The organism is Veillonella parvula DSM 2008, from assembly GCF_000024945.1.
Classification (GTDB): Bacteria; Bacillota; Negativicutes; order Veillonellales; family Veillonellaceae; genus Veillonella; species Veillonella parvula.
On the sequence record NC_013520.1, the window covers coordinates 1,097,737 to 1,113,460 of the forward strand.

A 15,724-nucleotide genomic window follows, 5' to 3' on the forward strand; every position below is an offset into this window, starting at 1 on the left:
TCTGCCAAAATAAATAAACTGCAAAACTTTCAAAAAGAGGTGTCATCATTCGATGATACCTCTTTTATTGCATAATTTTAATCATATACTGTTATAAAACCTTCAGTCCAGCCCCTTAAATTGAGAGTAATCGTATCAATTCCTAAACAATCTAAACCATATACTTTAAATATATCCCAGGTCTTATACCACTTTAATGCTTTCTCTGCATATTCTAAAGTGCTAAATAAACCTATGTATCCAGAACTGGAATAATATGAATTTATATCGTAATCATACCAAACACCATAAATTTTATTATTTATTATTTCATAACTAACTTGATTACTTATATGAGAACAATCATTTAAATAGTGAGTTTTTATGGAAAAGGAATCATCATTTAACTTAGAAAATCCAGACAATATTTTAGATTCAACTAGAGCCTCTTCAGCTAATGATATATCAGAAAAAAATCCCAAGCTAAAATATTCTGTATAAGGTAGCTCTTCATTCTTTTTATAGTGTGCGAAAGCTTCATATATTGGAACTCTCATAATTCACCAACTCGATTCAATATACATATAACACATTAACTATTTCTATCTATAATAATCGTCCTCATAATCGTCTTTATACCGTATCGCATCGACCTCTGATGGAGATAGTACATTCCCCTCTTCATCTACATATTCCATGAATTCGTTAATGTATACACCTGGAATATCTGATTCTTCTAATTCAATAGTATCTTCAGGTTCAATCTCCCAAAATTCTATCTCATCAGCATGATTTTGAAGTTGCTCAATCATATTTCAACACTCCCTAGTATCAAAGACATATCTTAAATATATTGTAGCAAATTACATAAAAATAAGCACTATATACCTTTTTAGGTGTATAGTGCTTACTTTGTATTTAGTAATTTTTTGTATTAAATTATGCCCCAAAGAGTGACATTTGTTCATCTTCAGGTAGTTCACCACAGCATTTGAGGTCTTTCATAAGATCAATGATGGTATTTGATACTTTACAACGGCGTTGTAAGTCTTTTAAAGATGTAAATGGACGTTCATTTCTTTCCTCGACGATAGCATCAGCCACTGTTTCACCTAGAGAATCAATAGCTAAGAATGGTGGCAATAAAGCGCCATCCTTAATACTAAAGCGTCTAGCTTCGGAATGTTGAATATCTACATTAATAAAACGATAGCCCCGTTGATACATCTCCATAGATACTTCCAAGGCACTCATAAGGTCCTTATCTTTAGGACTGGCAGCACGATCAAGAGCCTTGATACGGTTAAACTCGGTCAATTGTGTTTTGAGGTCCCCTGTCATGATTCGTAGATCGAAGGCTTTCGCACGAATGGAGAAGTAAGCTGCATAAAATGCCAATGGATGATATACCTTAAACCAAGCAATACGGAAAGCCATCATTACATAAGCTACCGCATGGGCCCGTGGGAATAGATAGGAAATCTTTTTACAAGATTCAATAAACCATTCAGGAATATTATTTTCACGCATTTCTGCTTCAAATTCCGTCGTAGCTTGTCCTTGTTTATTTCGTTTTTCGATCCCCTTACCTTTACGCACGTTTTCCATTACAAAGAAGCTATGCTTTCTATCCATGCCGCGATGAATCAAGAAGTTCATTACGTCGTCACGAGTTGAAATAGCTTCATTCAACTTACAAGTACCATTTTTAATAAGGTCTTGCGCATTATCGAGCCATACATTCGTACCATGAGAGAAACCAGAGATACGTACTAAGTCAGAGAAGGTTTGCGGACGAGAGTCTTCCAACATGCCCCGTACAAACTTCGTGCCACATTCTGGAACAGCTAAGCTAGCTACTTGGTCACCTTGCAATTGTTCAGGTGTTAAGCCAATCCCCTCTGTAGAGGAAAACAAGCTCAATGTTTTTGGATCATCAAATGGTATTGTTTTGGCGTCGATACCTGTCAAATCCTCTAGCATACGAATAATGGTCGGATCATCATGGCCCAGAATATCAAGCTTAGTCATACGACCTTCGATGGAGTGATAATCAAAGTGTGTCGTTAATACGCCACTTTCCTTTTTATTCGCTGGATGTTGTATGGGCGTAAAGTGATGCACATCCATATCTCGAGGGCATACCATAATACCACCAGGGTGTTGTCCCGTAGTATTCTTCACATTTGTAAAGCCCTTTGCTAAATGTTCAAAGAAACCATTGCGGGCTTGAATGTCTCTAATTTCGGCGTACTTTTTAACATAACCAAAAGCAGTTTTATCAGCTATAGTACCAATTGTACCGGCTTTAAATACATTGTCACGACCAAATAGTTCTTCCGTATATTTGTGAGCTTTTGCTTGGTAATCACCGGAGAAGTTAAGGTCAATATCTGGAACCTTGTCACCTTCAAAACCAAGGAAAATTGCAAATGGAATATCGTGACCATTTGTTTGTAACGCATGACCACACTTAGGACAATCTTTACGAGGCAAGTCAAAGCCCCCTGCATATTCACCCTTTTCAAAAAATTCTGAATATTTACAGTTAGGACATACATAATGTGGCGGTAATGGATTTACCTCTGTAATCTCAGACATGGTTGCTGCAAAGGAAGATCCTACGGAACCACGAGAACCTACGAGATACCCATCATCAAGAGATTTTTTTACCAATTTATGAGCGATATAATACAATACACCATAACCATTGGAGATAATACAATCTAGTTCATAGTCGAGACGCTCTTGTACGACACGCGGCAATGGATCACCGTAAATAGCCTTCGCATTTCTATAGCACATTTCTGTGAAAGCTTCGTCAGCACCTTCAATCTTAGGTGAGTAGGTCCCATCAGGAACTGGTTTAATATCTTCAATGCTGTCGTTGATAGCACGTGTATTGGTAACGACTACTTCGTATCGCTTCTCTTCACTTAAGTAAGGGAATGACGCAAGCATTTCATCTGTAGTACGTAAATGTAAATCTGGTTGTTCGTCTGCATCTGGATATCCACATGCAGTTAGCATGATTTCACGATATATTTTCTCTTCTGGTGTCAAATAATGAACGTCACAAGTAGCACATACAGGTTTATTCAAGGCTTCCCCTAATTCGATAACGGTCTTATTCATATCGATGAGGGCTTGCTCATCTGGCATGAGACCTTTACGAACCAAAAACATATTGTTAGTATGTGGCTGAATTTCAAGATAATCGTAGAAGGATGCTATTTCCAAAAGCTCTTCTTTTGTAGCTCCACGAACAATAGATTGCATAAGTTCCCCTGCTTCACAAGCAGAACCGATGATAATACCTTCACGATGTTCTTCAATAACGGAACGAGGCAAACGAGGACGAACCTTGTAATGTTCAAGGTGAGAAATAGAAATCATTTTATATAAATTACGCAAACCAACCATATTTTTAGCTAATAAAATAATATGATAGCGTTTATCTTTTTCCTTCTTCTTCTTTTTATCTAGTACAAGTTCCTCATCTTTTGTTACCGTTTCATCTTCAATAAGATAACCTTCTACACCATAGATAACCTTAACACCTAGCTCTTTGCCAAGGGCTTGCGCTTCAGGAAAGGCTTGTACAACACCATGATCAGTAATAGCAACCGCAGGATGACCCCATTTTTTAACTGTTTTAAATAAATCCTTAACAGATACGAGAGCATCTTTATCACTCATCTTAGTATGTAAATGAAGCTCTACACGAGAATCTGGACGGTTTTCAGTTCGCTCTACACTTGTAGTTTCCACTGCTTCAATACTGCGAATCGATAAGATATAATCTTTATCAAAACGATCATCAAAGTTGACACTACCTTGTACACGAACGCGTTGTAAGCCTTTTAATTGTTTAAGTAGCGCATCCCCTTCTTCAGGGCTATTCGTAAACTTGATAAATTTAATGCTGTTTGTATCATCTACAATGCTGCCATTAACGATACTTTTACCAGTCTTAGTATCACGTTTATCTAAACCTACAAAGACACCTTCAAAAATTACACTAGGTGTATCCACGGTGCCCATGATTTTAGAGGTGACCCCTTGAATTTTTGGCCCTAAAATCATGCCTTCATCAGTAGGTGCATCCTTTGGTGCACGACGAGGATATTTGCCATCCCCTTCACTTCCTTTAGCCGTAGATTTTGTAGTTTTTTTAGGTCCAAAGCCTTTGCTTGCTTTAGGTGTACTGCTCACAGATGCGATAGTATCGCTACTGCTAGATTCGGCAGCCGTATGATTAGAACGAGACACAACAACTGGACTATTGTTGAAATAGCCTAATTCAACAGCTTCTACAAATGGGGCAAAATCATCTTCGTCTACATCATCATATTCATCTTGTTGATCATAACCTGCAAAAGACTTACCTCTAGGTACTTGATTTTTAGCCTCTTCAGCTTCACGTTGTGCTTCAGCCGCTTCAATCCATTCACCAGCACCACAGCCACCGCCATAATAATAGGTATCTAACCCTTCACCCGTTTCAGTATCTATCTTCCACGCAAAGCAACAAGCTGAATCTGTATTTGTTGGAATATCATCAAAAGAGATATTTTTTTCCTTGTACCATGCAGACAACCTTTCACGTAGACTAAGCAATGTGGAAAATGCAGAGTCCGCTGCTTGAATCGTCACATGTTGGCTATGACAGTTCACATAGAAAGATGATTTCTTATTCCGTTTTGGTACAACACGATAACGTACTTTCATTTTTATCCTTTATACCCACAATAGGTAATACATAAATCTCTAAATCGCCAAATATCGCCCTTACTACTACGACTATCTAAAATAATCTCATAGAGCCCTTTTAATAAAGCTCGCAAGGCCTTAACTGAAATTCTAGGACTTGCTTCGTAAGCCAACTTAATCGGATATGGTTTAAATGACGAATCATGGTCCTTACATAAGTTTTGTATGGCTTGAACAGACATTCCCGCTTGGCGACATTCGCTAACCAGTAGCTGCAAACGTAACTGCCCCTCAATATAGCTCATAGCACGATCTAATTCTTTATAGCCGAACATAAACGGAAATAATTCAAGCAATGTATCAATATCTCGTTTCAACAAAGCCTCTTTAAAGGTGAAAATATTTTTAGCACCATAGTCACTACCATTCTCTTCAAGGAACTCTTTCGTAATGACTTTATCACCTGTTATCTGTAAAAAATAACGGTCAAATTCGGTTTTCATAAATGAAACCGGTACATCTTGCCACAAATCGATGAGATGAGCTACATATTCTTGTGCATCAGGAGTCATTTTAAATCCATTAAATGTACAATATTGACGAATCCACATCACAAGGTCTGCCCCTTCAAGGCGCTTGCATTCACGATTCGATATTTTATTTAAAAGCTCTTTATTCTGCTTGATTCGTTTATCTATCATGTTATGATAAATCAAAACAATTGGATTATCCCCATTATATTCCATGATGAGCTCATATAATGGGACCCAAGCATCACTATTTTTACCGCTTTTACGAATAATGGGCAAATTAACTAAACAGAATACCTTTTGATCTCCAAAGAGTGAATCTTCACAGAGCTTTTCACTAATCTTCTGTGGGCCCGCCTCATCGTCTAATACGGTCACTGGAAGGTCTGGATAGGCACTTAAAAATTTGCGTTTTTCTTCTTCAATTAATTGTGGCTCATCGCCATAAATGAGTTGAATATGTGCCATGTTTTCTCCTTTCACAGATAGATATCTTTGATATAGCCGTATCCCATTATATACATATGTTCTGTTGATGGATCCACATCGCGTAACGCACCGTGGGGACTGCCAAATAGAATTGTACTATGAGGTGAAATACGCCCTATTTCATTCATTACACTGGATCGACTCGTTATATATAACACATTAGTCTTATCATTTAATTTTAGATTTTTTTCTCTACTTTGTCCATTATATACGACGATTTGGTTCATACCATTTTTATATACCACCTGTACAGAACTGTTACTATGAAAGTACTCAACTTTTACATCTTTAGACTTTACACCATATGCCCTTATGGCCTGATTAATAAGTCTTTCATTAGGTATAGTTTTAATATAATCTGGTGCATCGATTAATAGATATGCTCCTCTATGGTTTGGGTCTATGCAAAGTAACACATTACACTGTTTCATAGGAATATAATGGATTATTGTGTCCTTGTGATGCTGAGTCACATAGTATGAAGCACCAAAGGTTGCAACTATACATAATAAGGACATCACTATATATACAGTATACTTATTCTTATGTGTCAAAAAATACGTAAACAAACCTAATAGAGCATAATATATATAAACACAATAAAGATGCATCATACCAAGCCAAAGTAGACTATAACTACGTCCTAAGACATGATTTAAATATAAAGATATTCGCAATAGTAGATCTACTAAAGACCATATTAACGATATAGGGAATACGTAACTGACTAAAGTACTTACAAAAATTAAAACTATGGATATATCTAATAGGGGCGCTACTATACAGGCTGCTAGCAAACTAGCAATGCTAATATAGTGAAAATAATAGAGTTGTAATGGCAATATGAGTAACTGTGCGGATACACATAATACAAAAGGTGTTTTTATCCATCTTGGTAACCATTGTATCCGTTCATATAATACTTTTCCCCATATGAGTAAACCATAAGTCGCCCCGAAGGATAGTTGAAAACTTACATCAAATAAGGAGAACGGATCATATATGATACATAAAATAGCGCATATACATAACGCTTGTTTAGCTTGATATAATCGCCCTTTAACATAAGCTATGCACATGAGTATACTCATCATCGTTGCACGTACAACTGGTGCATCTCCACCAACGATACAGCAATATATACAAGCTACTAATATACCCCAAATTAAACATGTACGCTTCCGTAATTTAACAAGCCTTCCTAGACCATAAATTAAAGCTAATAATAAAGCAATATGCGAGCCAGATATAGAAAGAATGTGGATGAGGCCAGTATAAGCAAAATCTTTCATCCGTTCTTCTCCTAGTTCACTATAATGACCACCTAAAGCTAACGCTTGAGCTAATACCTTTTGTGGTCCATCTAGATTACTAGCAATATTCTTTTCTATAGATTCTCGTATTTGACCACATAGATATAAACTTCTCCTATATATTTCTTCATAAATACTCTCTTTATATGAAAATGTTTGTAAATCTTTAGCACTGGCAGGTCGATAAACTCCATCGTAGATTCGTCCTCTTGTGTTAGAACTTATATATCTGCCTCGAAGATTGATCCGACCTTCCTCTTCAATTAGAAATAAAGGCTTTGGAGTTCCTTCAATAATGGCTTGTTCTCCCAATCTTATTTTGTTATTTGTAGCTGATACCTTAGAGTATACTTGTAAACGTCCTTGAGCCTTTATATAGGAGTTTTTTGCGGTATCTTTATAAGGATATAATCCATGAAGAGTAACATTATATTTGTAATATTCCTGTCCATCTAGATTTACTATTTCAGGGGATGATACAACAGTACCTAGATATTCTCCTTCTTGCTGTAAATAGTATGATGTATAGCTATTATAATTAATAATTTGTAAATCTGTTTGATAATAAGATAAACCAACTAAAACAAAGACTAAGATGATTAACTTGCTAAGTGAATGCCATCTTTCAGACGATTGTAATGCTTTGAAAATACCCACAACTATAATAGCTAACCCAATAGCAAAGATGTAGTGCATCTGCATAAGTACAGGATAATACTGACCATAGCCTAATATTGTACCCATAATTATAGAACCCAATATAGTATGTGCCCATTGACTATGGGTTAAAACCTTAGTGTTCCAATTAACATCATTTGCATCAAAAAAGGGTTCATCATTCTTGCTATCTTGATGATTAAATTGTAATTTTGTCTTTAATCTTCTTAAATACTCCGTCACCAATGCCCTTCACCCCCTTAATACCTTCAATGGATGTAAAGGGACCCTTTTGCGAACGATATTCTTCAATTTTCTTCGCCATAGCTGGACCAATACCTGGTAATGAATCTAATTCCTTTGCAGTTGCCGTATTGATATTAATTTTGTTACCGCGCAATAAAACCTCTGGATTACCATGGAAGTTAAATACTATGTGGATATGATCTCCCGCATTAACCGACTTTGCCATATTGACTGATTCTACATCAGCATAAGGTAATAACCCACCTGCTAACTTAACTACATCACCTACAGTAGCACTACTTTCAAACTCATATAAACCAGGTGAAACTACGGCGCCCGTAATATAAGCTATAGGTTTGTTGGATGTTTGTTCAACAGTTGATATAGAAGAATTTCCATCTATTGCTCCTTCAGCTAGGACAGAATCGCTTTCATCTGTTATAATAGGCCATAGGAAATAAATTCCTACTAAAACACATAGGATTAATATAATTGTCATATATGGCTTCAATTTTACTTTCATAATGCACCTCCTACTAAAGGATTTTCCAATATAAAAGTAAACTCCTACCGTTGACTCTATTGGTCACACAAGCAGGAGTTTTATAATTGATGTCGAATATAAGGAGACTCAATGAATCAAGATACATTAAGAAAATATGCCCGTACATTATTACAATACGGCGTAAATTTACAACAAGATCAAACTTTAGTTATTTCTGTTGATGTGGAAAATAAAGACTTTGCAGTTATCGTTACAGAAGAAGCCTATCAATTGGGGGCTAAAGAGGTTGTTCTCAACTGGCGCTGTTCACCTATTGCACGTCAACGTTTAATACATGCCAAAGAAACAGTCTTAGAAAAACCTGCTAACTGGATTCCTGAATTCTACAAACAATACATCGATGATAAAGCGGCATTCTTATCTTTAATTAGTGCCAACCCTAAAGCCCTTGCTGGCATCCCGACAGAACGTATTTCTTTACAGTCACGTAATTTAAACAAAGCCTTATCCTTCTATCACACAGCCATTATGAATTCTTCTGTTACTTGGTGCGTTGCTTCTGTGCCAACTGTTTTATGGGCAGATTCACTCGGTTATGAAGGTACCGATGAAGAAAAAATCGACCAATTGTGGGCAACTTTGCTTAAACTTTGTCGCATCGAAGGCATTGAGGCAAAGGATACATACCGTCACCACATGGCTAAATTACGCCGTCGTCGCGAAGCAATTAATAAACTAGACTTAAAAGCATTACGTTACACTTGTGAAAATGGTACTGACCTCTTACTAGAATTACCAGAAGGTCATATTTGGCAAGGCGGTGAAGAAGCGTCTAAAGATGGTACTATCTTCAATGCTAATATTCCTACCGAAGAAATTTTCTCTGCACCACAGTACAATGGTGTAAACGGCATTGTATATAGCACAAAACCCTTAATTTATCATGGCAATACGATTTCTGATTTCTCCTTCACTTTCAAAGAAGGTAAAATTGTAGAATACACTGCAAAAGAAGGTTATGAAGTACTAAAAGAATTAGTTGAGACAGATGAAGGCTCACACTACCTTGGCGAAGTTGCATTAGTTGATCATTTTAGTCCAATCAGCCAATCTAATCAAATCTTCTATGAAACATTATTTGATGAAAATGCATCATGCCATCTAGCAATTGGAGCCTCTTACCCTACATGCCTCAAAAACAGTGATGGTTTATCTGACGACGAATTAAAAGAACGTGGTTTGAACCACTCTTTAACACATGTAGACTTTATGATTGGTCATGAACATATGAATATCAAAGGCTATACACGTGATGGCCAAGAAGTAGACATCATGATCGATGGTCGCTTACAAGTATAAACATAAATAAAAGATAACGAAATCCCCCATATACAACTGTATATAGGGGATTTTAAAAGCAATTAAATTTTTATTACATTACAATGTGATATTCAAAGTGCGGCCTGTAGGCTTGTATTCAATAATTTCTACACCTGCGGTTTTCAACATTCGTTTAGAAGCTTTTACCTCTTTCGTATCCTTATATAAGTCATCACGATAGATAACGGCCTTAATACCACTTTGAATAATGGCTTTCGCACATTCATTACAAGGGAAAAGTGTTACATATATTTTAGAACCTTCTAAAGAACCGCCCCGATAATTAAGTATGGCATTCAGTTCACTATGAACGGTATAAAAGTATTTATTATCATCCGCCGTATCGCGTTCCCATGTGAAATCATCATCACTACAATTTAATGGCATCCCATTATAGCCAATAGACAATATTTTATTATCATTGCTCACAATACAGGCACCTACTTGTGTGTTTGGATCTTTAGAACGCTGTGCCGCTAAAATGGCAACACCCATGAAGTATTCATCCCAGGAAATATAATCGTTACGTTTTGCCATAGTTACCTCTCTTAAAAATAAGCCCCCATCTACCTATGTAGTTGGGGGCTTACATTATTAACCAAAAATATCATCATTTATATTTATTTAACAACGATATTTACAAGTTTACCTGGTACATAAATAACTTTTACAATGTTTTTACCTTCTGTAAACTCTTGAACACGACTAGACTCTTTAGCCATTGTTTCTAATTCTTCTTTCGTAATATTTACGGAAACAGTAAGTTTATCGCGAACTTTACCATTTACTTGCAATACTACTTCTACTTCGTCTACTACAAGCGCAGCTTCTTCGTATACAGGCCAATTTTCAGTATGAATGGATGTAGTTTCACCCAATTCATGCCATAACTCTTCTGTAATATGAGGAACGAATGGCGCTAAAAGAAGCAATAAGGAACGAGTCAATTCATTTGCTAATGCGCTATTGATAGTCTCTGCTTTGTCCTTATAAGCGTACATAGCATTTACAAGTTCCATGATTGCAGAAATTGCTGTATTAAAGTTGAAATTATTATCTAAGTCTTCCGTAACCTTTTTGATGACACGGTGTAACTCACGACGCAAAGCGAATTCGTCTTTTGTAAGTTCACCAGTTACATTCTTCTTAGCCTCTTCGTTATACGTATCAACGATACGCCATACACGACCTAAGAAACGGTAAGAGCCTTCAACACCTTGATCAGACCAATCAAGGTCACGATCGACAGGAGCCGCGAATAGAATAAACAAACGAGCAGTATCTGCACCATAGGTATTGATAATTTCTTCAGGAGAAACTACATTACCTTTAGATTTAGACATTTTGCTGCCTTCTTTAAGAACCATACCTTGCGTCAATAAGCCGCGGAATGGTTCATTAGCTTCGATAAGGTCTAAATCGTGAATAACTTTCACAAAGAATCGAGAGTACAACAAGTGCAAGATAGCATGTTCAATGCCGCCGATATATTGGTCAACATTCATCCAGTAATTAGCAATTTTTTTATCGAATGGAGCTTGGTCGTTTTTAGCGTCTGTATAGCGCAAGAAGTACCAAGAGGAATCGATAAATGTGTCCATCGTGTCTGTTTCACGACGTGCAGGGCCACCACACTTAGGACATGTAGTATTTAGGAAGCTTTCAGATGTAGCTAATGGAGATACGGCACCAGATTCAAATTTAACATTCTCTGGCAAGCGTACTGGTAACTGTTCTTCAGGAACGAGTTGTTCACCACATTTTTCACAATATACTACAGGAATTGGCACGCCCCAATAACGTTGACGAGAAATCAACCAGTCACGAAGGCGGAAGTTTACTTTACCTTCACCAATACCGCGTTCATTAAGAGCAGCTGTAATATTTTTACGAGCCTCTGCAGATGTTTGGCCGTTATAATCGCCAGAGTTAACTAGAATGCCATCTTCATGGTACCATTCTTGCCATTTTTCAAGGCTATATTCTTCGCCTTCACAAGCTACAACCTGTTTAATTGGCAAATCGTATTTATGAGCAAATTCCCAGTCACGTTCATCATGTGCAGGAGAACCCATTACAGCGCCTGTACCATAGTCTACTAATACATAGTTAGCAATCCAAACTGGAACTTGTTCGCCAGACATAGGGTTTACTGCATAAGAGCCTGTGAACATACCTTCTTTAGGTGCCTCTGTAGATGTACGGTCAATATCGCTCATATTCCGCATACGTGTAATAAAAGATTCTAATTCAGCTTTATTAGGAGCGTTTTCAATAATGCGTTCTACATATGGATGTTCAGGAGCCAGTACTACATAGCTTACGCCATAAATTGTATCTACACGGGTCGTATACACAGATACACGTTCATTAATAGAAGGTACTTCAAAGGAAAACTCCGTACCTTCTGAGCGGCCAATCCAATTCTTTTGCATCAATTTAACGCGTTGTGGCCAGTGATCAAGAGTATCCAAATCAGTTAACAAGCGATCTGCATATTCAGTGATGCGCAAGAACCATTGAGACAAGTCTTTTTTCTCAACTGGGTTATCACAGCGCCAGCAAGCACCATCGATGACTTGTTCGTTTGCCAATACAGTATGACAAGTTTCACACCAGTTTACTTTAGCTTCTTTTTTGTACGCTAAGCCTTTTTTATAGAACTGTTCAAAAAACCATTGAGTCCATTTATAGTAATCTTCTTTACATGTTGCTACTTCGCGATCCCAATCGTAGGACAAACCAAGAGCTTTTTGTTGTAATTTCATGTTCTCGATATTATCAAGAGTCCATGTTTTAGGTGCAATACCATGTTTGATAGCCGCATTTTCAGCAGGCATACCAAAGGAGTCCCAGCCCATTGGATGCAACACGTTGAAGCCCTTCATTTTTTTGAAACGAGCTACTACATCACCGATGGAATAGTTACGCACGTGACCCATGTGTAAATTACCAGATGGGTACGGGAACATTTCTAATACATAGTATTTTTCTTTAGATTCATCATATTCTGTTTTAAACGTATGGTTATCTTCCCAATACTGTTGCCACTTTTTTTCAATATCTTGGGCTACATATTTTTCGTTCATGTAGGGGCCTCCTCATATGGTCAACCTCATAAGTTGCCATTTTATAATTAATGTTTTTATTTTACTACGTACTGTAAAAGCAGTCAAACACTAGCGTTTTACGACTTGAATAGTTTTTGTTAAATCATTTTTAGGGCTTGTATTTTGATTCGAACTATAACTAGTATATAAATCATTTTGCTCTTTAACTGTTTGTTTATTATGCTCTTTTTTAGCTTTAGCCTCTTCTTCTAAGCGTTTTTTCTCAGCTTTTACTTTTTCAGCTTCTTCTTTTGCTTTGCGTTTAGCAGCCTCTTTCTCTTCTTTAGCTTTCCGTTTTGCTTCCGCTTTAGCTGCTTTTTCTTTTTCTTTTTCTTCTAAGCGTAATTTGTATTGTTCAAGCTTTGTTAATGGTTTAGCTTCTTGAACTACAGGTTCAGGAACAACTGCTGTAGAAGATTTAGGAATACCACGTCCTAAGTCTTTTTCTTGAATCATAGTAATCGTAGAAGAATCTTCAAACCCTTTACGCCATGCAGCAAACCCACCAAGGTGTAATTCTTTTACCAGATCAAGTTTTAAGCCTAACGATGTATTATCTTCAAACCAAATACGATCTGAACCAGAAGCTGTTGGAATAGATAAATAGTATAACTTTAATCGATCGTCCCAAGTCATTTTATCTCTGTAATTAGCAAAGTAATTACTTGTATTCTTCATAGCCAATGTTTCGCTTTTAGCATAACCATTCGTGTCATGCCATAAGCGCATATAGAATGGTACGCCTAATATTAACTTTTGAGAAGGAACTTCAGATAGCATTCTTTCTGTATGGCTACGAACCCAAGGATAACTTGCAACAGGACCTGCAGTAGTACTCTTAGCCCAAGTTTCGTCATACGCCATAAGAACTACATAGTCTACTTTATCTGCCAAAGCTTTACGGTTATACACTAATGACCATTCTGGACTATCAGAATAGCCAGTCACATCAATAGAAGTTTTAATATTATACTGATGTAAATGATTAGACAAATATGCTACAAATGTTGTTAAACGATCACGGTCAGCATAATCAATGTTTTCAAAGTCAAAGTTATAACCATCAAACCCATATATATAGGCATATTGAACAAGATTATGAGCAAATTTCTTCCATACCGATTGATCCGCCAGAATACCACTTGTAAAATTAGAGTCAAAACGATTAGTAATCAACGGCCAAATATGATAGCCTTTATCCTTATACACTTTCACATAATCAATATTTACATTTGAACTTGCTTCTAAACCTAAGCTATGCAATTTAAACCAACTTGGAGAAATAATATTATCACCACTCGTATTGAGTTTTGCCTGATACGGAATTCCCTCTGTTGTCCATGGATCAAAAGCCCAAGCCAATGGTGTTTGCAATGTATAAGGTGCTTTCACCGTAGATGCTTCTGGTGCAGGTCCTAAAATAAGTTGACCATTATTTTTTGTATAACTAACACCCAGCATAGCTGGCTCAGACTCAATATCTACATAGGATATACCATCTTTTTTAGTAATGGGCAATTTAACAGGTTCACCTACGGCTGCAGGATTTAAAATAACCGTATCACCTTGCAATTCACTTTGTGGAACATATACTGTATATGCTGTTTTATATTGATTTGCTTCGTAATGACGTGTAGTAGTGGCTAAAAATTGATCTAATGGTACCAATACCTCTGCTTGTACGAATGTACTTGATAATGCAGACATTACTAAAGCTGTTAACGATTTTATAATAGTAGATTTATGAATCATGTACTCTCCTAATTCTAGGTCCCATACTGGGATACAATACTAATCTCTATATTATACCATATTATATATAGTTCATCTCTTTTCTTGCATGAAGGATATATGTAATTTATAATTTAATCTATGTACTAATAAAAAATTATCACATAAGGAGTTTTGTATGCATCAATATTTATTTTTCATAGGGGACTTCCCTATTAGAGCCTATGGTACCATGTTAGCTTTGGCTATCATTTGTGGTGCCTCTGTTGCCTATGTACTTTTGAAAAAGGATGGCCGCGGTTGGCATGAACACATCATCGACTTTTCCATTACTGTAGCCGTAGCTGGTCTCATCGGTGCTCGTCTATGGGACGTATTCTTCTTTGATTGGGATTATTACGGTAATCATTTATTAGAAATTCCCTTTGTTTGGCAAGGAGGTATGGCCATTCAAGGTGGCGTGGTACTAGGCACAATTGCTGGCTATTGGTATCTTCGTAAAAACAAAATTGACTTTTGGGCTTTTGCCGATTTATTTGCCCCTGCATTGATTTTAGCTCAATCGGTAGGCCGTATGGCAAACCTTTTAAACGGTGATGCTTTCGGTCATCCTACAGGTGGTAATTATGGTATTATCTATCCTGAAAGTACCCTTGCCTATCGCACCTACGGTAATCAGCCGCTTTGGCCTGCCGAAGTATGGGAAGGTCAAATTGATATTCTCATCTTTGTAGCCCTTCTATTATTTGGATCTTTCAAACATGCTAAAGGTCAAGTATTTGTCCTATACGCTATTCTCTACTCTACAGCTCGTTTCTTCTTAGAGTTCTTGCGTGGCGATTATGTAAATCTAACATTAGGTTTAAAATCTGCTCAAATGACAAGTCTTGTAGCAATCATTGTGGGCATCTGTGTATTTATCTACCTAGGCTATCTAGAAAAGAAAAATCAAAAAATAATTGTTGCTACAGAGCCAACAGTTAAAACTAAAAAGCGTAAATAAATTACATATAAAAAGAAAAGTCCTACATTCATTGGTTTTACCATTGAATGTAGGACTTTTACTATTTT

General features: G+C 36.7%; 11 protein-coding genes. 2 read left to right on the plus strand and 9 right to left on the minus strand.

Annotated elements, in window-relative coordinates; translation table 11 throughout:
- Positions 1–77 precede the first annotated feature (77 nt).
- From VPAR_RS04835 to VPAR_RS04860, 6 genes are all read right to left on the minus strand, one after another.
- The gene (locus VPAR_RS04835; protein ID WP_012864391.1) at positions 78–536 is read right to left on the minus strand and encodes a hypothetical protein; all 459 of its coding nucleotides are present in this window, start codon (positions 534–536) and stop codon (positions 78–80) included.
- A 45-nt stretch (positions 537–581) separates the two neighbouring features.
- Positions 582–791: a hypothetical protein gene (locus tag VPAR_RS04840; RefSeq protein WP_008713956.1), complete on the minus strand. Its 210-nt coding sequence runs from the start codon at positions 789–791 to the stop codon at positions 582–584.
- A 127-nt stretch (positions 792–918) separates the two neighbouring features.
- Positions 919–4,710 carry a PolC-type DNA polymerase III gene (locus VPAR_RS04845; protein ID WP_012864392.1) on the minus strand — a complete coding sequence of 1,264 codons (3,792 nt, stop codon included), beginning with the start codon at positions 4,708–4,710 and terminating at the stop codon, positions 919–921.
- A 2-nt stretch (positions 4,711–4,712) separates the two neighbouring features.
- Positions 4,713–5,690 carry a DNA polymerase III subunit delta gene (gene holA, locus VPAR_RS04850; protein ID WP_012864393.1) on the minus strand — a complete coding sequence of 326 codons (978 nt, stop codon included), beginning with the start codon at positions 5,688–5,690 and terminating at the stop codon, positions 4,713–4,715.
- 11 nt (positions 5,691–5,701) lie between these two features.
- Positions 5,702–7,924 (minus strand): ComEC/Rec2 family competence protein, encoded by a 2,223-nt coding sequence (locus tag VPAR_RS04855; RefSeq protein WP_012864394.1) that lies wholly within the window; start codon positions 7,922–7,924, stop codon positions 5,702–5,704.
- Complete coding sequence (locus VPAR_RS04860) at positions 7,881–8,450, minus strand: ComEA family DNA-binding protein (RefSeq protein ID WP_012864395.1); 570 nt, start codon at positions 8,448–8,450, stop codon at positions 7,881–7,883. Before VPAR_RS04860 ends, VPAR_RS04855 begins: the two co-directional genes overlap by 44 nt.
- 111 nt (positions 8,451–8,561) lie before the next feature.
- On the opposite strand from VPAR_RS04860, the gene VPAR_RS04865 reads away from it, so the two are divergent.
- Positions 8,562–9,791, plus strand: coding sequence for an aminopeptidase (locus tag VPAR_RS04865; protein WP_012864396.1), 1,230 nt, complete (start codon positions 8,562–8,564; stop codon positions 9,789–9,791).
- A 78-nt stretch (positions 9,792–9,869) separates the two neighbouring features.
- Here VPAR_RS04865 and VPAR_RS04870 read toward each other — a convergent pair whose 3' ends face one another.
- The 3 genes from VPAR_RS04870 to VPAR_RS04880 form a co-directional block, all read right to left on the minus strand.
- Complete coding sequence (locus VPAR_RS04870; protein ID WP_004697136.1) at positions 9,870–10,349, minus strand: deoxycytidylate deaminase; 480 nt, start codon at positions 10,347–10,349, stop codon at positions 9,870–9,872.
- A gap of 83 nt (positions 10,350–10,432) precedes the next feature.
- Positions 10,433–12,901, minus strand: a complete 2,469-nt coding sequence (leuS, locus tag VPAR_RS04875; RefSeq protein ID WP_012864397.1) for a leucine--tRNA ligase — start codon at positions 12,899–12,901, stop codon at positions 10,433–10,435.
- 90 nt (positions 12,902–12,991) lie between these two features.
- The gene (locus VPAR_RS04880) at positions 12,992–14,674 is read right to left on the minus strand and encodes a glycosyl hydrolase family 18 protein (protein WP_012864398.1); all 1,683 of its coding nucleotides are present in this window, start codon (positions 14,672–14,674) and stop codon (positions 12,992–12,994) included.
- Positions 14,675–14,831: 157 nt separating this feature from the next.
- Between VPAR_RS04880 and lgt the strand changes: the two genes are divergently transcribed.
- A complete protein-coding gene (gene lgt / locus VPAR_RS04885) occupies positions 14,832–15,656 on the plus strand; it encodes a prolipoprotein diacylglyceryl transferase (protein ID WP_012864399.1) in 825 nt (274 codons plus the stop codon).
- Positions 15,657–15,724: the final 68 nt, after the last annotated feature.